This window comes from Desulfitobacterium sp., from assembly GCF_034927245.1.
Classification (GTDB): Bacteria; Bacillota; Desulfitobacteriia; order Desulfitobacteriales; family Desulfitobacteriaceae; genus Desulfitobacterium_A.
In genome coordinates this window covers 53,753-75,041 of the sequence record NZ_JAYFQK010000049.1, presented here as the reverse complement: position 1 = coordinate 75,041, position 21,289 = coordinate 53,753, and the positions used below count along the sequence as shown (strand labels likewise).

17 protein-coding genes are annotated in these 21,289 nt (G+C 45.5%); all 17 read left to right on the top strand.

Going from position 1 to position 21,289, the window contains the following annotated elements; all coding sequences use genetic code 11:
- Positions 1-171: 171 nt before the first annotated feature.
- The 17 genes from mrdA (at position 172) to menC (ending at position 21,281) form a co-directional block, all read left to right on the top strand.
- Positions 172-2,250: a penicillin-binding protein 2 gene (gene mrdA / locus VB077_RS12025; protein WP_323415488.1), complete on the top strand. Its 2,079-nt coding sequence runs from the start codon at positions 172-174 to the stop codon at positions 2,248-2,250.
- A 134-nt stretch (positions 2,251-2,384) separates the two neighbouring features.
- Positions 2,385-3,065, top strand: coding sequence for a septum site-determining protein MinC (gene minC, locus VB077_RS12020; protein ID WP_323415487.1), 681 nt, complete (start codon positions 2,385-2,387; stop codon positions 3,063-3,065).
- A gap of 53 nt (positions 3,066-3,118) precedes the next feature.
- Entirely contained in the window at positions 3,119-3,913 is a 795-nt protein-coding gene (gene minD / locus VB077_RS12015) for a septum site-determining protein MinD (RefSeq protein WP_323415486.1), read from the top strand.
- Positions 3,914-3,942: 29 nt separating this feature from the next.
- Positions 3,943-4,233 carry a cell division topological specificity factor MinE gene (minE, locus tag VB077_RS12010; protein WP_323415485.1) on the top strand — a complete coding sequence of 97 codons (291 nt, stop codon included), beginning with the start codon at positions 3,943-3,945 and terminating at the stop codon, positions 4,231-4,233.
- A 70-nt stretch (positions 4,234-4,303) separates the two neighbouring features.
- On the top strand, positions 4,304-5,467 hold the full coding sequence (rodA, locus tag VB077_RS12005) for a rod shape-determining protein RodA (RefSeq protein ID WP_323415484.1): 1,164 nt from the start codon (positions 4,304-4,306) through the stop codon (positions 5,465-5,467).
- Positions 5,468-5,761: 294 nt separating this feature from the next.
- Complete coding sequence (locus VB077_RS12000) at positions 5,762-6,517, top strand: murein hydrolase activator EnvC family protein (protein WP_323415483.1); 756 nt, start codon at positions 5,762-5,764, stop codon at positions 6,515-6,517.
- 93 nt (positions 6,518-6,610) lie between these two features.
- Positions 6,611-7,486: a M50 family metallopeptidase gene (locus VB077_RS11995; protein ID WP_323415482.1), complete on the top strand. Its 876-nt coding sequence runs from the start codon at positions 6,611-6,613 to the stop codon at positions 7,484-7,486.
- Positions 7,487-7,582: 96 nt separating this feature from the next.
- Complete coding sequence (locus tag VB077_RS11990) at positions 7,583-9,439, top strand: TIGR03960 family B12-binding radical SAM protein (protein WP_323415481.1); 1,857 nt, start codon at positions 7,583-7,585, stop codon at positions 9,437-9,439.
- Positions 9,436-10,152: a TIGR03936 family radical SAM-associated protein gene (locus VB077_RS11985; protein ID WP_323415480.1), complete on the top strand. Its 717-nt coding sequence runs from the start codon at positions 9,436-9,438 to the stop codon at positions 10,150-10,152. Before VB077_RS11990 ends, VB077_RS11985 begins: the two co-directional genes overlap by 4 nt.
- A 10-nt stretch (positions 10,153-10,162) precedes the next feature.
- Positions 10,163-11,404: an Rne/Rng family ribonuclease gene (locus tag VB077_RS11980; RefSeq protein WP_323415479.1), complete on the top strand. Its 1,242-nt coding sequence runs from the start codon at positions 10,163-10,165 to the stop codon at positions 11,402-11,404.
- Between the two features lie 600 nt (positions 11,405-12,004).
- Positions 12,005-13,279 carry a serpin family protein gene (locus tag VB077_RS11975; protein ID WP_323415478.1) on the top strand — a complete coding sequence of 425 codons (1,275 nt, stop codon included), beginning with the start codon at positions 12,005-12,007 and terminating at the stop codon, positions 13,277-13,279.
- Between the two features lie 257 nt (positions 13,280-13,536).
- Positions 13,537-14,688: an isochorismate synthase gene (locus VB077_RS11970; RefSeq protein WP_323415477.1), complete on the top strand. Its 1,152-nt coding sequence runs from the start codon at positions 13,537-13,539 to the stop codon at positions 14,686-14,688.
- An 18-nt stretch (positions 14,689-14,706) separates the two neighbouring features.
- Complete coding sequence (menD, locus tag VB077_RS11965) at positions 14,707-16,392, top strand: 2-succinyl-5-enolpyruvyl-6-hydroxy-3-cyclohexene-1-carboxylic-acid synthase (RefSeq protein ID WP_323415476.1); 1,686 nt, start codon at positions 14,707-14,709, stop codon at positions 16,390-16,392.
- A 10-nt stretch (positions 16,393-16,402) separates the two neighbouring features.
- Positions 16,403-17,215 carry a 2-succinyl-6-hydroxy-2,4-cyclohexadiene-1-carboxylate synthase gene (gene menH / locus VB077_RS11960; protein WP_323415475.1) on the top strand — a complete coding sequence of 271 codons (813 nt, stop codon included), beginning with the start codon at positions 16,403-16,405 and terminating at the stop codon, positions 17,213-17,215.
- The gene (gene menB, locus VB077_RS11955; RefSeq protein ID WP_416337057.1) at positions 17,212-18,057 is read left to right on the top strand and encodes a 1,4-dihydroxy-2-naphthoyl-CoA synthase; all 846 of its coding nucleotides are present in this window, start codon (positions 17,212-17,214) and stop codon (positions 18,055-18,057) included. The genes menH and menB overlap by 4 nt, the downstream gene beginning before the upstream one ends.
- 772 nt (positions 18,058-18,829) lie before the next feature.
- Complete coding sequence (gene menE, locus VB077_RS11950) at positions 18,830-20,185, top strand: o-succinylbenzoate--CoA ligase (RefSeq protein WP_323415473.1); 1,356 nt, start codon at positions 18,830-18,832, stop codon at positions 20,183-20,185.
- Positions 20,175-21,281, top strand: a complete 1,107-nt coding sequence (menC, locus tag VB077_RS11945) for an o-succinylbenzoate synthase (RefSeq protein ID WP_323415472.1) — start codon at positions 20,175-20,177, stop codon at positions 21,279-21,281. Before menE ends, menC begins: the two co-directional genes overlap by 11 nt.
- Positions 21,282-21,289 lie beyond the last annotated feature (8 nt).

Sequence of the window (21,289 nt, the reverse complement as noted above, 5' to 3'; positions counted from 1 at the left end):
TTACCTAGTCGCCCTTATCCCGCCGGACTACCCCACATGCATCGTGGGGTAAAGAAGACTTAGTCGGTAGCGAGCAAAGCGAGGTAGCGACCTAGTCGCCCTTATCCTGCCGGACTAACCCACATGCATCGTAGGATAAAGTAGACTTACTTTTTATTATTGGAGGATCTTATGGAAGAGCAAGAGCGCAAACCGTATTTGCATCGGTTAAGGGGTTTAGGTATCGTCGTATTACTGGTTTTCGCAATTCTCGCTTTTAATCTATGGCGGTTACAGATTTCGCAATCATCCTATTATGCAACTATGGCTAAGGGAAATGTGATGCAGCTCGTTACCGTTCCCCCAACGCGCGGGGATATTAAGGATTGTAATGGTACGCTGCTGGCAACGAGTGTTCCCGAATTTGCAATAACCATCGATTGGCTGGATTTACAAAAAGCAAAGAATACGGATTGGAAAGAGGTGGTTCATCGCCTTGCAGGGTATATTCAACCGTATTGGACAAATCAAGCGGAGTCGGTGGATGCCATTACTGAAGACATCTTTGCGATGATCCAAAATCAACAATGGGAGAGATATCGTCCGGTCACTGTCTTATCGAATGTTCCGGAAACGCTGCAAGCGGTTATAACCGAACATCAGGATGAACTCCCGGGAGTAAGTATTGATGCATTGCCTGTGCGTTCTTATCCTCAAAACTTCTTGATGGGACAAGTCTTGGGTTATGTTCGGGAAATCAGTCCTGAGGAGATCCCACAGTTTAATGAGCAGCCTTTAGCGAAACAATACGGCTTTACGTATACCCAAGGAGACCTCGTCGGTAAAATGGGTGTCGAGAAGAGCTATGATTATTGGTTGCGCGGTAAGGAAGGAACTCAGCAGGTTGTCGTGGACAACAGCGCGCGACCGATCAACAAAAAGGTTATCCAACCGGCCGAACCGGGTAAAACGGTGCAACTCACGCTTGACGCCAATCTTCAGCAGACAGTGCAGACCACTTTGGATCAGGTTATAGCCGAGGTTCAAAAGTCGCATGCCGATGCTAAAGCCGGAGCGGCTGTGATGATCGATGTTAAAACAGGCAAAATTTTAGCAATGGCTTCGCGTCCCTATATGAATCCTAATGATTTGATCGGTACGATATCCGAGGACGTCGCCGAGAAGTATTTTAAGAATGAAGCAGATGCGGCTTCCTATAACCGTGCGCTGTCTGGGTTATATCCTCCGGGTTCAACGTATAAAATGTTAACGGCAATGGCTGCTTTAGATTCCAAAGTGGTGACACCTAATGAGTCTTTCCGAGATGTGATGTCTTCACTGGGGTCACCCAGTGTACAGATGCAAGGAACAGAAGAATGGGGCGGCGGATTGGACTTCGGAATGGTCAATATGACGCGCGGACTTGCTCATTCTTCAAATATCTATTTCCAAATTGTCGGACGGCGTGTTTTTGAATCAAACCCCGAGCTCATGAAACAGCTGTCCAATGAGTTTGGCCTAGGGGTAAAAAGCGGGATAGATTTACCGGGCGAAGCCACTGGGATAGCTCCTTCTGCCGAATGGAAAAAGTCGTACTACGGAAAGCTTCGGGATGAAAAATTGAAAGCCATTGATACGAAATACGACCCAAAGATCTCTCAGGCAACAGACGAGAAAACGAAGCAGGACCTTCTCAAGAAAAAAGAAGCAGAAATCAGAGATGTTAATAATTGGTATAATTACGAATCCGACTGGAAGATTTATGATAGCTTTAACAATTCCATCGGCCAAGGGTATAACGTCTATACTCCTCTTCAGTTGGCTAATTATGTGGCGACTATAGTTAATGGGGGAAAGCGGATGCAGCCCTATGTCGTTGATAAGATCCTTGATCCGGTGAGCGGTGAAGTTGTCAGCCAAAACGAACCTAAGGTGTTAAATAACGTCTCAGTATCACCCGAAGATATGGAGACTGTGAAAAAAGGAATGGCTGCCGTAACGAGCGGCGAAGGAACGGCGGCATGGCTTTTCGCCGATGTTCCGGAATTCACAGGAGGGGGAAAAACCGGAACAGCCCAGCTTGGTTCAAAAGATACGATTGCCGGGAACTTATTTAATGGAATGTTTGTGGCCTTTGCTCCTTATGATGATCCGCAAGTAGCATTTGCAGGGGCTGTCGAGTACGGGGGCCATGGCGGTGAAACAGCAGGAGTTGTCGCTAAAGCCGCTTTTATGCAGTATTTTGGATGGAAATCAACTTCGGGTAGATGATCTATGCGGTAAAAATACGAAACGACGCAGAAAAACAAGGAAATTCATCCTTGTTTTTTTTCGTAGGTTAAAGGGTATTTGAACCGTTTTGTAGAACTTATTGAACAAGCATCTTATTGGGCGGGGGATTACCATTGATAGAACACATAGCCTTAAAAGGAACTAGGGATGGATTGGTTTTATATTTGGATCCTGAGGCGGAATTCTCAGTTTTGATGGATGAACTTCAGAAGCTGCTTAGTGATTCAGAACAATTTCTTCAGGGAGCAGCCGTTCGCTGTTACGGGGGAGACAGAAATTTTGCGATTGAGGAAAAAGAAGAATTAGGGCAAGCTCTAACCCAATATGGACTTACTTTAGCGGGTTGGTTAACTGCTGAGCAAGTTTATACCCCGATCCAGAATTCAAATTCTGTTAATATTGAATCGGAGAAAGCCCGAGTTTGGGATGAGGACATGGTTGAAGGTCCTTGTCTTTTTGTTGAACGGACTCTGCGCTCCGGAGCAAGTATTCAATTTGAAGGACATGTCGTTGTCCTTGGAGATGTCAATCCCGGGGCTGAAATAATTGCGACAGGAAATATAGCCGTTATGGGTTCACTTCGTGGGGTTGCTCATGCCGGAGCAACCGGGGAACGCAAAGCAACCGTTAGTGCATACCATCTTGCTCCAACTCAGTTACGGATTGCAGATGTCGTAGCTCGCTCACCGGAAGGAACGGAGGATTGGCGCGGTCCTGAAATTGCAAAAATTAAAGACAATCAGCTCATGGTTGATGGATTACAGATAATCGGGATAAGAGGAAAAGGGAGATAGAACAAGATATTCCGAGTTGATACACGAATAATTTTGGAAAGGTAGGTTTAGCTATGGGAGAAGTTATTGTCGTGACATCGGGAAAGGGAGGAGTTGGTAAAACGACCACCTCGGCCAACATTGGAACGGGTCTTGCGGCTGTGGGACATAAAGTGGTTCTGGTGGATACCGATATCGGTTTACGTAATTTGGATGTAGTAATGGGTCTGGAGAACCGGATCGTTTATGATATTGTCGATGTAACCAGCGGAAACTGCCGTTTGAAGCAAGCTTTAATTAAAGACAAGCGTTTCGAAAATCTTTATCTTTTACCGGCTGCTCAAACAAAGGATAAGTCGGCTGTTAATCAAGACCAGATGAGAGCCTTAGCACAGGAACTCAAGAATGAGTACGATTATGCAATCATCGATTGTCCCGCCGGAATTGAACAAGGCTTCCGCAATGCGATTGCAGGGGCTGACCGTGCCATTGTGGTTACAACACCGGAAGTCAGTGCCGTTCGTGATGCGGATCGGATTATTGGGTTATTGGAAGCCGCAGACCTAAGAAATCCACGCCTTATTATCAATCGGATTCGTCCTGCCATGGTTAAACGCGGGGACATGATGGATATTTCCGATATTATGGATATTTTGGCGATCGATCTCATTGGAGTTGTTCCTGATGATGAAAGCATTGTCATCTCGACAAACCGCGGAGAACCTGCGGTGATCGATTCTTCCTCTCATGCCGGTGAAGCCTATCGTCGCATTACTCGAAGAATCCAAGGGGAAGAAGTACCTCTTATGAACCTTGATGCTCCGGATGGTTTTGTTGACAAGGTAAAAAGATTCTTTGGAATGCATTAGTGTTTGGACGCAGAGAGGAGGAGTTAAGCTTGTTAGAGTTTATTAATAAGATGCTTGGCCGTGAAGATTCTTCCAAAAACATTGCAAAAGAACGCTTACGCCTTGTTCTTGTACATGATCGAGCCAGTATTTCGCCCCAGATGCTGAACAATTTGAAAGAAGATTTAATTAAGGTCATTACAAACTATATGGAAATTGATGAATCTGCTTTGGAGGTTAATCTCAGCCAAGATGATCGTGAGGTTGCTTTAGTTGCGAATATTCCTGTTGTTCGCATGAAGAGGGATTATGCAGCGAATAGGGAAAAAGTTCAGTTATAGACAAGATTTTTAGAATTCTAGTTCCTTATGTTATAATTGAATCAGAGAAATTGACAAAGGGGAACTATTCATGCTTAATCGCCGCACCTTTAAGAATCTCGATTTTTTCTTTGTGTTTATACTTCTGCTTCTTTTGGGTGCTAGCCTAGTCATCTTGAGTACGGCATCCGTAAACTTAGTTGAGTCTCAACCGTATTATTATGTGAAGAACCAGTTGATGTGGATTGTTATAGGTCTTGGTATTGCCATTGCGATCGCTTCCGTCGATTATCAGAAGTTTAGGAAGTTTAGTTGGTGGATCTATGGATTCAACATTGCTTTGCTGCTTGCCGTTTTTGTTTTTGGCAGCTCGGCTAAAGGAGCACAGCGTTGGATTCCGGTGACCGCGGGCTTTAAGATTCAGCCTTCTGAATTTGCCAAGATCTTTATCATCTTAACGTTTGCTGATTTTCTGGCTAAACGACAGGGTAAATTAAACCGCTTTCGGGATTTTATTCCACCCTTTTTATATGTAGCAGTTCCCATGGCGTTGATTTTTAAACAACCTGACCTGGGAACAACCTTAGTCTTTGCGGCGATTTTTGTAGGGATGATGTTTATCGCGGGGGCGAATCCTTGGAAATTTGGCGGACTTTTAGCAGTGGGACTCTTAATTGTTGCTTTCGTTTTATGGCTGCATTTTTCTACAGATTTACCTGGTTTTCTTAAATTTGCAGAAGGTCTTCCTTTGCCGTTCCATGATTATCAGTTGAAACGTTTAACCATCTTTTTGGACCCGATGTCAGATACCTCAGGCGATGGATATCATATTATCCAATCGATCTGGGCCATAGGCTCAGGCGGACTTTGGGGTAAGGGATATCGTGAAGGGACACAGGCTCAGCTCAACTTTTTGCCAGAGCATCATACAGACTTTATCTTTTCTGTAGTTGGAGAAGAGTTCGGATTTATTGGAACGATTACCTTGCTGTTTTTGTTTGCTATGTTCCTTTTGCGAGCCATTAATATCGCTTCAAAATCTCAAGATGCATATGGAATGCTTGTGAGCACCGGAATCGTGAGCATGTATATCTTTCATATTCTTGTCAATGTCGGGATGACTTCCGGTATTATGCCGGTAACGGGGATTCCGCTTCCGTTTATTAGTTATGGCGGAAGTGCGATGTTGACCAATATGATAGGTGTAGGCCTTTTGTTAAGCATTAATATTAGACGACAGCGACTGATGTTTTAGCGCAACTTCCCGCACATCTGTTCACTTAGCGCTCCAGGGCTAGCACATTAGCTTCCGTGGGAGCTCCGCCAAACCTCAGGGACTCGACCAGAAGTGAACCACTGGCTTCGCTACCCCACGAAAGCGTAATGTACCTTACCGCCCTTCCGCGAAATCGTTTACTTCTGTGCGTGAAGTTGCTACGAAGGTTATATATTTAGATAAAAAGAACTGCTTTGCCGATGGCAAGGCAGTTCTTTTTTTCATTCTTTGGCATAAGAATAAGTAAGTGTACGAGCTAAGGGGTGGAAAAGAATGAATCCATTTGAACGCTGGGATGACTGGGAATGGGAACGAGCCGCCCAAGAAGTCGGACGTGAACGCGGAATGAAGTTTGAGGATTGGCCTGTTAAAAGGACGCCTCCAAAACACCCGAATCGAGAAATCCTTCATTCTTGGACAGAAATGCAGAAAAAGGCAGTTTTGTCGGTTGTTTTTTTCCTTTTAATGTTTTTTGCTTCCAAAGGCCAAGATGCTATGTCCCAATTTATCTATTCGGCATATAAGGGAACTATCCAAAACGGGGATTTATATGCTCAAATGAATGATATGGCTAAGGAAGCCTTAGGTATGGGGACTATCGGAAGTAAATCAACTCCGGTCGATGCCGCAATGAAGGGCAAATTTGTTCCTCCAATATCGGGTCCGGTTATGGCCGCTTTTGGGACAATGGATGGAGGGCAGGGCAAGGGAAGTATTCATAACGGAATTGATATCGGGAGTTCGCTGGGTATCCCCGTCGTTTCCCCTTATACCGGGGTTGTGATCGAGGTGGGTGAAGATGCCCAGCTTGGCCGGCTCGTTAAGCTGGACTTTGCCAATGGTTGGATAGCAGTCCTTGCGAATCTAGGCGATGTTAAGGTTCAAAAGGGGCAAGCGATTCAGACGGGGGATATAATTGGTACTGTCGGACTTTCAGCCCCGCTTAAGAAGCCCTGGCTCCATTTTGAGCTGCGTAAAGACGGTAAGCCTGTAAATCCACTGCCTTATCTCGTGCAGACCGCGAAGTAAACCCATTTCAGCATAGCCAAAACATCGGGGATTCTGCCGGTAGGTTTATCCCGCCTGAATTGACGCGTCCGTTCTAACAGAGGGGGGTTCTGTTTGGAAGTTGTAAACATTCGCGGCCTGAGCATCAAAGTTCATCCCACATTTTTATTGGTACTGCTTGCTTATGGAGCCCTGGGGCTGATAACCCAGGCTCTTCTAATCTTTGCCCTTGTTATCGGCCATGAGCTGGCGCATTTGCTGACCGCTAAGGCGTATGGTTTTCAGGTTGTGGGACTGGAATTATTCCCGTTTGGCGGGGCTGCCTATTGTGATGATCTTTTTGAAGGACGAAAAATCGAAGAGAGTATCATGGCTCTTGCGGGACCGGTATTTAACCTCGTACTGATGTTTGCCGCCCAATCCCTACGCTGGCTGGGTTATTGGAACGGTCCGAGCGGGGAGGATTTTGTACGCATCAATTTTTGGCTGGCTGCTTTTAATTTGCTTCCCATTCTTCCCCTCGATGGAGGGCGGGTGGCCAGGGCGCTTTTTTCAGATGCGTTTGGTTTTGTCCGGACAACGAAAGTATTTGCCCGTCTCGGCCAAGTGTTTGGCGGGTTTCTTGTTATAGCGGGGCTGACTCTGCCGGGAAAAGAAAATTCTTTGGGCAGCTTGATTACATTTTTAATCTTAGCGCTCTTTTTTTTATTATCGGGAAAGAAGGAAATAGAATCCGCTCGAATTGTTTTCCTCCGTCAGCTGACCCGCAAAAAGGAGGAACTCCTCCACAAGGGGCTAATGAAAAGTAAAGTTTTAACCGCTTATGCCGAAACCCCGTTGGTGCGAATTGTGGAGGAGCTGACGCCGGATCGCTATGCTTTGATTCATTTACCGGGGAAAGATTTTCAGACGGAGAAAATGTTGACGGAAACGCAGGTCGTTGAGGGAATGCTGCAGTATGGGATCCATTATCCGGTGGGTAAACTGTGATATAGGGGCCAGTTGATGACCGGTCTGACCTGGTATATACGGACAACTTGTGTTATAATATTTAATTACAATGAAACAAGGAGGAACATCTTCAGCATGAGTGATATGACAGCGGCAGAAATACGTGAACAGGTTGAAAGATTCTTGCCGAAAGTTCAAAAGCCAAGCCGCTATTTAGGTTCTGAGTGGAATTCGATTCACAAAGAATGGGAAGAAACAGCAGTCCATATGGTTTTTGCCTTCCCTGATGTTTATGAAGTCGGAATGTCGCATTTAGGTACACGAATTTTATATGCCCTTATTAATTCTAGTGCAAATGCTCTCTGTGAACGGGTTTTCGCTCCTTGGGTAGACATGGAGGAGAAAATGAGGGAAAAGAAGATCCCCCTCTTTACCCTTGAATCTTTTCGTCCACTCCGGGATTTCGATATCATCGGTTTTACCCTGCAATATGAGATGAGTTATTCGAATATCCTGAACATGCTGGATCTTGCGGGAATACCGCTTCGGGCTAAAGATCGCGGACCGGAACACCCTTGGATTATTGCGGGGGGGCCGTGTGCCTTTACTCCGGAACCGATTGCCCCATTTATTGATTTCTTCATGCTGGGTGAAGGAGAAGAGACAGTACCGGAGCTTCTCAAGCTTCTTGAAGAGCAAAAGAAGAATCCGGTGCCGCGTGAAGAGTTCCTCTTAAAGGTTACAAAAATTCAAGGGGTTTATGTCCCGGAATTTTATGATATCTCCTACAAAGAAGATGGACGGATTGAAAAGGTGGTCGCTGATCCGAGATCCCCGGAGACAATCGAAAAGGCGGTCGTTCAAAATCTCGATGATGCCTTCTTCCCCACAAATCCGATCGTACCCTATATGGGAATCGTTCATGACCGAATGATGCTGGAGGTCATGAGAGGATGTTCAAGAGGCTGCCGATTCTGCCAGGCGGGGATGATTTATCGGCCGGTTCGGGAACGTTCTCCGGAAACGCTTTTACGCCAAACGGAAGAAATGGTGAAGGCGACCGGGTATGAAGAAGTTTCATTAACTTCACTTTCTTCGGGAGATTACACATGTGTTCAGCCCTTAATTCACGGGATTCTTGATAAATTCAGTGACGAAAAGGTAAGCGTTTCTCTTCCTTCGTTGAGATTGGATTCTTTTGATGTAGGACTCGCCCAGGAAGTCCAGAAAGTCCGCAAGTCGGGTTTGACGTTTGCTCCCGAAGCGGGGACACAGCGTCTGCGCGATGTAATCAACAAGGGAGTCACTGAGGAAAACCTAATGCAGGCTGCCGAGTCAGCGTTTAAAGCGGGTTGGTCCACGATTAAGCTTTACTTTATGATCGGACTGCCGACGGAGACCCAAGAAGATATCGATGGGATCGCTGTCCTTGCCAAACAAGTGGTTGATCTGGGGACAAAACTGGGAAGACGCAATGTCAAGGTTACGGTTTCAACCAGTTCATTTGTTCCCAAAGGTCATACTCCATTCCAATGGGAACCGCAGGAGGGGATGGCATCCCTTGAACAAAAACAAAGATATCTTAAGGAGAAGCTGAGGGATCGCCGCATAAAATATAATTATCATGATGTTGAAACGAGTTTTTTAGAAGCTGTTTTTGCCAAAGGTGACCGCCGTCTTGCGGATGTTCTTGAATTGGCCTTTAAGAACGGTTGTAAGTTTGATGGCTGGGCCGAACATTTTAAATACGATACCTGGCTGGAGAGTTTCAAGGTCCTGGGAATAGATCCTCACTTCTATGCTAACCGTGCAACGGATTACGATGATGTTCTCCCTTGGGATCACCTGGAGAGCGGCGTAACCAAGCGTTTCTTAATAGCGGAACACCGAAAAGCTTTGCAAGAAGCCAGAACATTGGATTGTAGATATGAAGATTGCACCGGGTGCGGAATTTGCCCGGGCAGAGGGGTTCAGATTGAATTGAAAGGGTGAGTGCCTTGCGGGTAAGAATCGCCTTTACTAAAGTGGAAGATGCAAAATTTATTGCTCATTTAGATTTAGCACGTGTATTTGAACGCTCAATACGTCGGGCCGGAATTCAAATGGCTTATTCTGAGGGGTTTAATCCTCATCCCAAGATCTCCTTTGGTTCGGCTCTAGCCGTCGGTGTTGAAGGGGAACGGGAGTATGTTGATATCGAATTAGCACGGGAGTTGCCGCTTAAGGAAATTCTTGGACGTCTCCAGGAACAGTTGCCGAAAGGGATCCGTTTATTGGAAGGACAGGTCATTGCTCCGGGAACCAAGGCATTAATGGCTATTTTGAATTCTGCGAGTTATCGAATCAGGGTGGCTATGGGCTTGCCTGTAACGCAGGAACGTTTGCAGGAGGCTATAGATTCATGGCTGGCCAGGGAGGAAATCCAATATTCGCGCTACAGCAAAAAGGGACGGGTTGAGAAGAATATTCGTCCTTGGGTTAAGCAATTAGAAGGTCATATCGAAGGTGACGAAGCCGTTTTCGAACTGGAAGTTGAAGTCGGAAATCAAGGCAGTGTGCGTCCTGAAGAAGTGATTGCAAGCCTATGCGATTTAGAGAACCTTCCGCTCGACTTGGATATACTCCGAACGAAACGAACGGGAATTTATGTGAGTTACCAGGGGCATAAGTATTCCCCGATGGAACATGAAGCCTTTGGGAAGTGAGGAAAGTCCCTTGAAAGAGATTATTCTGCAAGGACAGGCCCAACAAATGCGGGCTGCGGTCTTTGAAGAGGGCGAGCTTGTTGAAGTGCATGAAGAGGAAGGTGCCTTTACCCATCTGGTCGGAAATATCTACCGCGGGCGGGTGGAGAATGTCCTTCCCGGAATGCAAGCCGCTTTTGTCGATATTGGCTTAGAGAAAAATGCATTTCTCTATGTTGCTGATGCCGTGCCACCCAGCTTTGAAGATGATCCCAGATCCAAAACGAAACCCTTACCGCGGATTGAGCAGGTTTTAAAGCCGCGTCAGGAGCTTTTGGTGCAGATTACAAAAGAACCTTTCGCAACCAAGGGAGCCCGCATTACAACCAATATAACAATCCCCGGACGCTATACTGTTTTGATGCCCAAAACGGATTATATCGGCGTGTCACGGCGCATCAGCGATGAAGAAGAACGAAATCGCCTGAGAGAACTGGCTAAAAACATCAGCCCGCAAGGAATGGGTGTGATTATTCGTACGCTTGCCGAAGGAGTTGAAGGAAAAGAACTCGAGGACGATCTGAAAAAGCTTCTCGAGCTTTGGTATCATATTATCGAGAAACTACCCCATGCTTCGGTCCCGGGGCTGGTCCATGAGGATGTCGATTTATTATCTCGCATGCTTCGGGAATGGATCGACTCAAAGGTAGAAGCACTGACCGTTAACCAAACTGAGGTTGCGGACGGATTGCGGAATACCCTGCGTAAGCTGGGCCATCCCGCGGCGAATCATGTGCGCTTGGTTTATAAGGAGAATCTTTTTGAGGATTATAGCGTCGATGAGGAAATCCGCAAAGCTTTGCGCCCCAAAGTTTGGCTGAAAAGCGGAGGGTATTTGGTTATCCAACAGACGGAAGCTTTAACGGTAATCGATGTCAATACCGGAAAATATATCGGCAAGAGCTCTCTTGAACATACCGTTTTGCACACAAACTGCGAGGCAGCGGAGGAAATCGCCCGGCAGCTGCGCCTGCGCAACTACGGCGGAATCATTATTATTGATTTTATCGATATGACTTCGGAAGAAGATCAAAAGCAGGTCCTAACGACACTGGAAAAAGCCTGCGCACAGGATAAGGTGAAGTGCCAAATCATGGGGCTGACCCAACTCGGCCTGGTGGAAATGACCCGCAAAAAGGTCGGACAGACCCTGGCCGCGCGTTACGGCAAACCCTGCCCGGTGTGTGAGGGTTTGGGATGGACGCTTAAGTGAATAGATATAGTTATCCCTGCTCTTCCTTATCGATTGGTTTAAAAACAAACGTCCTTATTTCACTTTGTGAGTGTTATAAGGACGTTTGATTTTTTATCCGATGACTAACTGCCACTAAGACCCCCACTTCTAAAGTACGAAAGTATCCAGTGACGAAACCCGGGTGAGGGTTTCGCCCAAGCCGCATACTACAAAGAAAAGCTAATCGGCGCAGGTTACTTTTGCCGAACCGCAAACTACACAGAATAACTTTAGCGGTGAGGATGAGATAAGTGGCGCTAAGTCCCTGGACATAGGAAGCTTGCTTGCTTTGCAAGCTTAGCTGACTTGTCCTCTGTGGGGATAAGTCAACTAAACTTCAGAAACAAGTGCGATAGTTCCACCGGAACTATCGGGAGTCAAAACTCCACCTGAAGTAAGTTTCCTTTATAATGATCAAGAATCTTTTAGCATAGTGAAAAGGAGTAGGAATATTCCCACCAATGGAGAATATTCATCTTAAGTTCAAACGAATTATAGAAATGGAATACGCGGGAGGATTACATTCTTAAGTTTGGTGAATTTTAATTATGGCAAGGGAGTGTGCTAATGGGGATATTTATGAAACGCAAGTTCTCGCTTTTCTTGGTTGTATGTCTGAGTTTGATGCTGATGTTATCAGGATGCACAACGGGTGCGCGAACTGCAAAAGCCGCAGACTTGATGGGAAATATTCAAGCGGCCGAGAGGCCCGACCCGGGGACTCTGCCAGAGGAATTCCGCACGTCTATCCATCATTTTTCGGCGGAACTATTGAAAGCTTCGGCGGATAATACGGGGAATATTCTTGTCTCGCCGGCGTCAGCTTATCTTGCCCTAGCCATGACTTTGAATGGGGCCGATGGTGAAACAAAAACCGCCATGTTAAAAGTGCTTGCGGATCAGGGTTTAACCGTTGATCAAGTCAATCAATCTTGTCGGGATTGGACTGAACTGCTTAAGCAAACGAACAGCAAAACAACGCTGACAATAGCCAATTCTGTTTGGTACGGTCAAGATTTCAAGCCTTATAAACCGTTTCTCCAGGCTAACGCGGATTACTATTCGGCAGATGCTCGACAGCTTGACCTTCAAAATGAAAATACACCGAATATTATCAATGACTGGGTGAAGAAGGCAACCCAGGGAAAAATCAATACAATGGTTCAATCGATTGATCCTAATGTTGCTATGTATCTCCTTAACGCCGTTTATTTTAAGTCAGACTGGCAAACCCCATTTGAAAAGAATGCTACACACCCGCAAAGCTTTAATGCACCAAATGGCCCAGCAGAAGCCTCCTTTATGCATAAAAATGACCCAATGCCGTACTTTGAAGCGGAAAATGCCTCAGGTATTGCTTTGCCTTATGATGACGGACATTTTGCCTTTTTTGCCGTATTGCCTGACGGGCAGATAACACCGCGCGAATGGCTGGCCAATCAGGATCAATCCGTTCTTTACAAGACGATTTCCGAAACTCTCGCTCAAAAGTCTATGACGACAGTCCAACTTGCTTTACCAAAGTTTGAAGCCCGTTATGAAGACGATTTTGTTAATGAACTGACACGGATGGGTATGGCGATTGCTTTTGATCGAAATTACGCCGATTTCTCACAGATGAATGAACAGCACAAAAAGGATCTTTTTATCAGCAAGGTTCTACAGAAAACCTTTATTAGAGTAGATGAGAAGGGGACTGAAGCGGCTGCTGCGACCTCTGTTGAAATGAAAACGCAGGGGGCCCCTGTGTCAGGTAAAAAACTGACGATGGATCGCCCGTTCCTTTACGGAATCATGGATACGCAAACGGGACTGCCGCTTTTCATTGGAATCATGGAAAATCCAACAGTTTAGCTTTGTTAGACCCTTAATTTAGAAAAATAGTTCCAAAGGTGCATCGCTAACTCACTTAAGAGAGTATTGCGATGCACCTTTTCTTTAAATTTTTGATAAAAGTTATAGGAATTCATAAAATATGTGATATACTGAATACCAAGATATGAATTAAGGTTCATATCTTGGAGCTTCGGACAACAAAATCTCAAAATCTCAAGGTCTCAAAGTCTCAAGGCTCAAAGTATAAACTAATAACGAGGAAAAAGGCGAGAAGCATGATTTATCATCGTCAAGAACTGTATCTCAAAAGTCCGCTTTCATTTTGGCAGCATTTTGAACAAGAAGAACGCGTTTGGTTCTATAATCCCCTAAAAAAAGAACTCATCATTGGAGCAAGACGCTTAAGGACGTTTAAAGCAGGGGAAAGCTTACTTCAATTTCCGTATGTCTTTTCGACGCGAAGTTTTTTTCCCATGACTGAGGATCAAAAATGGGCGGGGCTGGGCAATGAAACGATTGCTTTTGAATTTTACTTTGTTAAGAAGGATGGGAAACAAACCTTTTATTACAGCAAAGAAGCAATTGATATTCCGGATAAAGAGTTCACAGCCCAGAAGCATGTTTACGAGATAATGAAGGATGATTACGGTCAGTGGCAAGAGTTATTCAATAATGTGAAACAAGAAATTGTCGCGGGAAAGGTGAAGAAGGTTGTCATTTCCCGAGAAGTAAAGATCGTCTGTGAGACAGACGTATCGATTGCAAGCGCCTTAAATAATCTTATGGAGAAAAATCAGAATTCCTTTATTTTTGCTTACTCCAAAGAGGGTAAAACATTCCTTGGCGCTACTCCGGAAATCTTAGTGCAAAAGGATAACGAACAAATCATCAGTTATGCTTTAGCAGGAACGATTTCAAGAGGGGATAAGGAACACGATGAAAAGCAAAAAGCGGCGCTCTTCAACGATCCGAAAAACCGCCATGAACATCAAATTGTCATAGATTACATAGCCGATGTGATGAGAAGGTATAGCGATGAGGTCAGCATCGGCGAGACAACGATTTTAACGCTTAAAAATCTGCATCATTTGCAAACACGGATTAAAGCCAAAGAAAGCGAAAACTGTGCTTTGACCGAGTGGGTATCCCGCTTGCACCCAACCCCTGCTTTAGGAGGCTATCCCGTCCAAGAAGCGCTGGCCATAATCCGGCGCTTTGAAAAGCATGAACGGGGCTTGTATGCTGCGCCGATCGGCATTATGGATGAGCAGGGAAACGGACTATTTGTCGTGGGCATCCGTTCGGCACTCATTGAAAAGAATAAGGTTTATGCCTACGCAGGATGTGGGATCGTGAACGATTCGGATTGCGAAGAAGAGTATCGGGAGACGGAAAATAAAGTGAGAACGATTGTCGAAAGTCTATAGATTTGAGGGGTGAATGAGATGACCCATTATATTGCGGCGCTAGTCGATGAGCTGAATCAGCTGGGTGTGCGTGAAGTTGTGATTAGTCCGGGGTCTCGTTCAGCCCCGCTGGCGATATTGTTTTGCGAACACGACTTTGAGGTCTATATCAGCATTGATGAACGATCCGCCGGATTCTTTGCCTTAGGGATAGCGAAGGAAAAGGAACGGCCGGTTGTCCTAGTTTGTTCCTCAGGTTCTGCCGTTACCCACTATTGGCCGGCTGTTGTTGAAGCAAAGCATTCCAAAGTTCCCTTGATCATTTTAACCGCAGACCGTCCCCCTGAATTGCGTCAAGTCGGTGCTCCGCAAACCATCGACCAAATCAAAATTTACCATGATTATGTTGTATATTTTGAAGAGCTAGCGCTCCCCGAAGAAAGGGAAGCGATGTACCGGTATGTGCGGACAGTGATGCGCAAGGCTTATGTGAGTGCGATGTCCGGCGAGTATGGGGTAGCGCATATCAATGTTCCCTTACGGGAGCCTTTAGTTCCCGATTTAAGCCAGGTGGATTTCAGTGCAGGCCGTTTAAAATACCCCTTTGAGTGGATGGGGGATGTGAGCCGGTTAACGATAGATGATTCTATTTTTCAGGACAAAAACGGAATCTTGATCTGCGGCGGAGATGCGTATGCGAATTATCATCGTGAGGTTCTGGAATTGGCAGAGCGCTTGAAGGCCCCCGTCCTAGCTGATCCCATTTCTAATTTCCGTAATTACGATCATGAGCAGATCATCGACAGCTATGACGCATTCCTCAAAAATGATGACCTAAAAAAGGAACTGAAACCGGATTACATCATTCATTTTGGGCAGACCCCTGTATCTAAACGTTTACAGCAGTTTCTGGCGATGCATCGGGATGTCTTATATTTTCAAGTCGGAAAAACTTTTCAATACCGTGCTCCTTCTTTAGCGATTAATCGCTATATTGTTGCCGATCCGAAGGCTTTTGCCCATTCGATCGGTGTCCGGAATACGAACGCCCAATACTTACGACGCTGGCAATATTATCAGAAAGAAATGCGCGGGCGGTTGAATCTCGCCCGAGAGGAAGCAGGGTTATTTGAAGGAAGATTGGTTCAAGAGATACAGGATATGCTGCCTGAAGGAGGCCGTTTATGTGTCGCCAATAGTATGGCAATCCGTGATGTCGATTATTTTTTGGAAGCGCGCCGCCAAACGCTGAAAATCCTCTGCAATCGCGGGGCGAATGGTATTGATGGAACGATTTCTACAGCGCTGGGAATTTCTACGAGTGAACATCCGACAGTATTATTGACGGGGGATTTAGCCTTTTTCCATGATTTGAATGGCCTGCTTATCGGGAAAAAACATCACCTCAACCTAGTCATAGTGGTGTTCAATAATGACGGCGGAGCTATTTTCAAATATTTACCCCATAGTGAGAACAAGTACTTTGAGCTTTTGTTTATGACGCCGCATGGTATGGATTTTAGCGGACTGAAGGCTTTATATGATGTAACCTATTTTGAACCCGATAACTATGAGTCCTTTGAGCAGGATTTCCGGAAGGCTTTAACCCTGGCTGGTGTTAAGGTTTTAAATGTGCATATTGATGCCGAAGTCAGTAAAAGACTGCATGATCTTTACACAAGTTTTAAAGATAAAAAAGATAGGAAAGATAAGAAAGAAGCTTAGGAGTAAACAAATGTTTTTTACAATTGAAAACCTCCGGTATGCTGTGACTGTCAAAGGGAGCGGCCGGCCTATCATCTGTTTACACGGCTTTGCTGAAAATTCAACAACTTGGGATCATATTCGATTGGATAACTGCCAAATGGTTTTGGTCGATTTGATCGGCCATGGTTTGAGTGACAAACCCCATTCCCTTGAACCTTATCTTTTGCCAGCGCTGCTTGAACAGCTTCATGCGCTTATTCGGCATTTAGGGTTTGATCAGTATTCCCTGCTCGGTTACTCAATGGGTGGACGTATTGCTCTAGCTTATGCTTTAACCTATCCGCGGGAAGTTCTCCGGCTTATTCTTGAAAGTTCATCCTATGGGTTGGGTGATGTCCAAAGAAAAATTCAGCGCTGTCAGCAGGATGTTTGGCTGGCGAAATCAATCCAAGAAAATGGGATAGAATGGTTTAATGATTACTGGTCCGGGCTTGAACTATTTGCTTCACAAAAAAATCTGCCCCGGGATATATGCGAAAAGATCAAGGAAAGGCGGCTGCAAAATGACCCCCATGCCTTGGCGAATACTCTGCTTGCAACGGGACAAGGCATATATCCATGCTTGCGAAATGAAGTCTCAAAATTAACCATGCCTGTTCTTTATATCAATGGCGAATATGATGAGAAATACCAAAAGGTGGGTCAAGGGTTCGCCAAGTTAAACCCTGGGATCAAGAGAGAAATTATTGTGGGGGCCGGACATAATACGCATATTGAAAACCCTCAGGCCTTTTGTGATGCGGTGCAATCGGATTTAAATTTAATAATTGGAGGGATATGATTATGAAATTTCCATGGAAACCAGCAAACCGTAACTATGAGGATATCCTTTATGAGACGTATGAGGGAATCGCGAAAATCACGATTAACCGACCGGAAGTCCGCAATGCCTTTCGCCCCAAAACCGTCATGGAATTGATCCATGCCTTTACTGTCGCCCGCGAGGACAGTGAAATCGGTGTCATTATATTGACAGGGGCTAATCATGGACAAGGTCAAGAAAAGGAAGCTTTTTGTTCCGGCGGTGATCAGCGCGTTCGGGGAAACGGGGGATATGTTGGTGACGATCAGATTCCCCGGCTGAACGTTTTAGATCTGCAGCGGTTAATACGGGTGATCCCTAAACCGGTAATTGCTATGGTCAATGGCTTTGCTATCGGCGGAGGGCATGTCTTACATATCGTTTGCGATTTAAGCATTGCCTCAGAAAATGCGAAATTCGGTCAAACCGGACCAAAGGTCGGTTCTTTTGATGCAGGTTATGGAGCTGGCTATTTGGCACGCATCATAGGACATAAAAAAGCCCGGGAGATTTGGTATTTATGCCGCCAATACACAGCCCAAGAAGCATTGGACATGGGATTGGTAAACACCGTGGTTCCCTTTGACCAACTTGAGGAAGAAACGGTTAAATGGGCAAAAGAAATTTTGCAGCATTCCCCGACAGCTTTACGCTTCATGAAAGCTGCATTTAATGCCGATACCGATGGTTTAGCCGGTCTGCAGCAATTAGCCGGTGATGCAACTTTGTTATTCTACACAAGTGATGAAGCCAAAGAAGGCCGGGACGCTTATCTTCAAAAGCGTAAGCCCGATTATCAGCAGTTCCCGAAGTTCCCGTGATCGATTCACTGTTGAAGTTTAAGAAGTTTGGGTCGTCCCCTTCAAGGATTCTGGGTCGTGTAGCTTCACGCATATCCGCTTACTTAGCGCTCCAGGGCTAGCAGAGCCTTTTCTCATCCATGAGGGCTCTGCACTAGGCACGTCCATGTGACGTCGGCACCCTTGTTTCCGTGGGAGCTAAGCCAAACCTAAGGGTAATACCTGAAGTGAACCAAGTGGCTTCGCTAACCCTCGGAAACATCGTGTACATAACCACCCTTCCGCAAAAGCGCTCACTTCTATGCGTGAAGCTACGCTCTCGGGAATTTTGAGATGTACTAGCGAAAGGACAAGTGAAACGGTTTCTAAGCGATGGTTTAAAGCAAGGGGATTGTGAATATTGGCAATGGCACACTCCTCTAAACCTAATCCGTTTACTCCCTAGACCCAAAAGAGCCTTTCGTTAGCTATGAAGGCTTTCAAGAGAGTCGTCACCAAACTTGACTTAAACTTGGGGCAGCGGCTTCAGCGGGGCGGCGCATAGGACGTGCGCCGCTGCCAACAGAGGCAGGAGCCGATTTTGGCAGCGATGACACAGGACGTGTCAAGTGTCGCGTGTGCCATGGACGGCGAAAACACGCGACGACCCCTCTCCAAATCCCAAGTTTAAGTCATTAGTTTGGTAGGCGAACGCCTCGCCTGAATAGATAACGAAAGGCCTCTTTCAAAGTCCCCTTTCAAAACAGCCCAAGTAATACGTACATACGATAACTTACAGAAACAGGTGAACATTGTGAACTGGCTTAATCAGCAAGCCCGCCAAAACCCACATAAGAGATTCCTAAATGACCTGACCTTCCAAGAAACGGATCAACGCGTAACCGAGCTGGCGCGCCGCTTATCCAAGTTTGTCAAAGGCGAACGTCGGGTCGCGCTTTATGCCCATAATTCAGTAGCGACAGCCCTTTTTTACCTGGCCTTGCAAGCCTTGGAAATCGAAGTGCTGATGCTCAATACGCGTTTAACCCAAGAGGAAATCTCACAGAAATTAAAAACGTTAAATATCCGTGTCGTATTTTCGGATGATCAGACGTTTATCCCCTTTGATGAAGTGTTGCAAAGTGAGATCGATGAAAATGTTAAGCTAGCGGATGAATATGATCCGGAACACATTGCGGTTATTATGAGCACCAGCGCAACCGGCGGTGAGTTTAAATCAGTCCCCCTGCGCTGGAAACAGTTTTATGCCCATGTCAGGGCTTCTCAACAGCGGCTGGGGGTAACGGAAGAGGATAATTGGCTGCTGGTTCTCCCGATGTACCATATCGGTGGCTTAAGTATTCTGATGCGCAGTTTATATAATGGGACTGGCATTACCTTAATGGAGAAGTTTGACGAGAAACAGACCCTAAAATGGATTGAAGACGGCACTGTCAATATGCTGTCACTGGTCCCCACCATGCTGATGAGGATTATGGATCGAATTCATCACCATCAGTTGAGGATGGTTCTGGTGAGCGGTGAATTTATCCCTAAACCGTTGGTCGAAACATGCTTAGTGAAAGGAATTCCCATTTACAAAAGCTATGGCATGACTGAGACCACAAGTCAATCCACAACGTTTTCCGTATTAGAGTATCCGCAGAAGCTGGAATCCGTCGGCCTGCCTTTGCCGGGTGTTACGATTCGCATCGATAATCCCGATGAAAAGGGAGTCGGTGAAGTTTTAATCCAAAGTCCGATGGTCATGGATGGCTATCTTGGCAAAGCGCCGCTTGAAGGTTTTATCCATACCCAAGATATTGGCTATGTCGATGAGGATGGGTTTCTTTACATTCTGGATCGCCGTAAAAACATCATTATCTCCGGGGGGGAAAATATCTATCCCCAAGAAATTGAAAATGTTTTATATGCGCACCCTGCTGTCTCGGAGTGTGCCATCGTCGGAATGAAGGATAAAAAATGGGGACAGGTTCCGATTTTATTTATTGTTTCCTTATTAGATGATGTGGGGATCCTAGATTATCTATCCGCAAAAATTGCGAAATATAAGCTCCCCCAAAAGATATTTCATCTCGATGAACTCCCTAAGAATGCGACAGGTAAAATACTGAAAAAGAATCTGGTTGAGAAGTATCATGTGGATTAAAAAAATTGAAGTCTTTCATTTGAGCATGCCAATGAAGTTTACCTTTAAGTCTTCCCAGGCCGTTCTTAATCACCGGGAGACGCTCGTGATCAAGGTAATGGATGAGCAGGGAAATGCAGGCTATGGAGAAGTCGTAGCGTTTAATGAACCGTTTTATACGCAGGAAACGCTTCCCGATTCCAAGCAAGTTCTGCTCAATCGCGTTCTTCCCTTGCTCCTGGGAAAAGACATCAAACACCCGTTTGAAATTCACCGATGGATGAATCATCTCAACGCTCCTATGGCCACAGCCGGAGTTGAGAATGCCCTATTGGATTTGTTGGCCAGGCGAGAGCAACTGCCGATTATGAAGACACTTTTTCCTGAGGAGACGAATAAGGTCATCCCAGCCGGCATTGTATTGGGCGATCTGGAGATTACAACACTGTTGGATCAAATCGAGAAGAATCTGCGGGAAGGCTATAGCCGTTTTAAAATAAAGATTAAACCGAATGACGGTTTTGCCAAATTAAAGCGTATCAGGGAAACGTATCCGGACCTAATGTTATTAGCCGATGCCAACCGAAGCTTTGGTCCAAACCAGTTATCCGAACTAAAGGAGATCGATGAATTGGGATTGCTCTGCCTGGAGGAACCTTTAGCTTCCGGTGATTTAGCAGATTATCAAAAACTGCAGGAACAGCTGGCAACGCCTTTATGTTTGGATGAAAGCATTCAAACGATAGACGATTTAAGGAAAGCCATCGAATTAAAAGCGTGTCAAGTGATCAATCTTAAAGTGGGCCGCGTGGGCGGCTTGTATTATGCAAAACAAATGATTGAGATCTGCCGCCGCCATCATATTCGTTATTGGATAGGAAGTATGATGGAAAGCGGTATCTCCAAAATTCTCCATGTTCATTTGGCAAGCCTGAAGGATAATTATATTCCCGGAGATTTATCACCATCCGCACGCTATTTTTCCGAAGATGTGATTCAACCGGAGATTACGGCGGCCAAAGGCCTTATTCATGTCCCTCAAGGAGCGGGCTTAGGGGTAGAAATCAAGGAGAATATTTTAAAGGCGTTTTCGATTGATTATAGGGTTATAGACTAGAAAAGCGA

What these genes read in the sequence shown, in the direction of transcription:
- mrdA (WP_323415488.1), top strand. Translation starts at nt 172, where the DNA reads ATGGAAGAGCAAGAGCGCAAACCGTATTTGCATCGGTTAAGGGGTTTA.
- minD (WP_323415486.1), top strand. Translation starts at nt 3,119, where the DNA reads ATGGGAGAAGTTATTGTCGTGACATCGGGAAAGGGAGGAGTTGGTAAA.
- rodA (WP_323415484.1), top strand. Translation starts at nt 4,304, where the DNA reads ATGCTTAATCGCCGCACCTTTAAGAATCTCGATTTTTTCTTTGTGTTT.
- VB077_RS12000 (WP_323415483.1), top strand. Translation starts at nt 5,762, where the DNA reads ATGAATCCATTTGAACGCTGGGATGACTGGGAATGGGAACGAGCCGCC.
- VB077_RS11990 (WP_323415481.1), top strand. Translation starts at nt 7,583, where the DNA reads ATGAGTGATATGACAGCGGCAGAAATACGTGAACAGGTTGAAAGATTC.
- VB077_RS11975 (WP_323415478.1), top strand. Translation starts at nt 12,005, where the DNA reads ATGAAACGCAAGTTCTCGCTTTTCTTGGTTGTATGTCTGAGTTTGATG.
- VB077_RS11970 (WP_323415477.1), top strand. Translation starts at nt 13,537, where the DNA reads ATGATTTATCATCGTCAAGAACTGTATCTCAAAAGTCCGCTTTCATTT.
- menD (WP_323415476.1), top strand. Translation starts at nt 14,707, where the DNA reads ATGACCCATTATATTGCGGCGCTAGTCGATGAGCTGAATCAGCTGGGT.
- menH (WP_323415475.1), top strand. Translation starts at nt 16,403, where the DNA reads ATGTTTTTTACAATTGAAAACCTCCGGTATGCTGTGACTGTCAAAGGG.
- menB (WP_416337057.1), top strand. Translation starts at nt 17,212, where the DNA reads ATGATTATGAAATTTCCATGGAAACCAGCAAACCGTAACTATGAGGAT.
- menC (WP_323415472.1), top strand. Translation starts at nt 20,175, where the DNA reads ATGTGGATTAAAAAAATTGAAGTCTTTCATTTGAGCATGCCAATGAAG.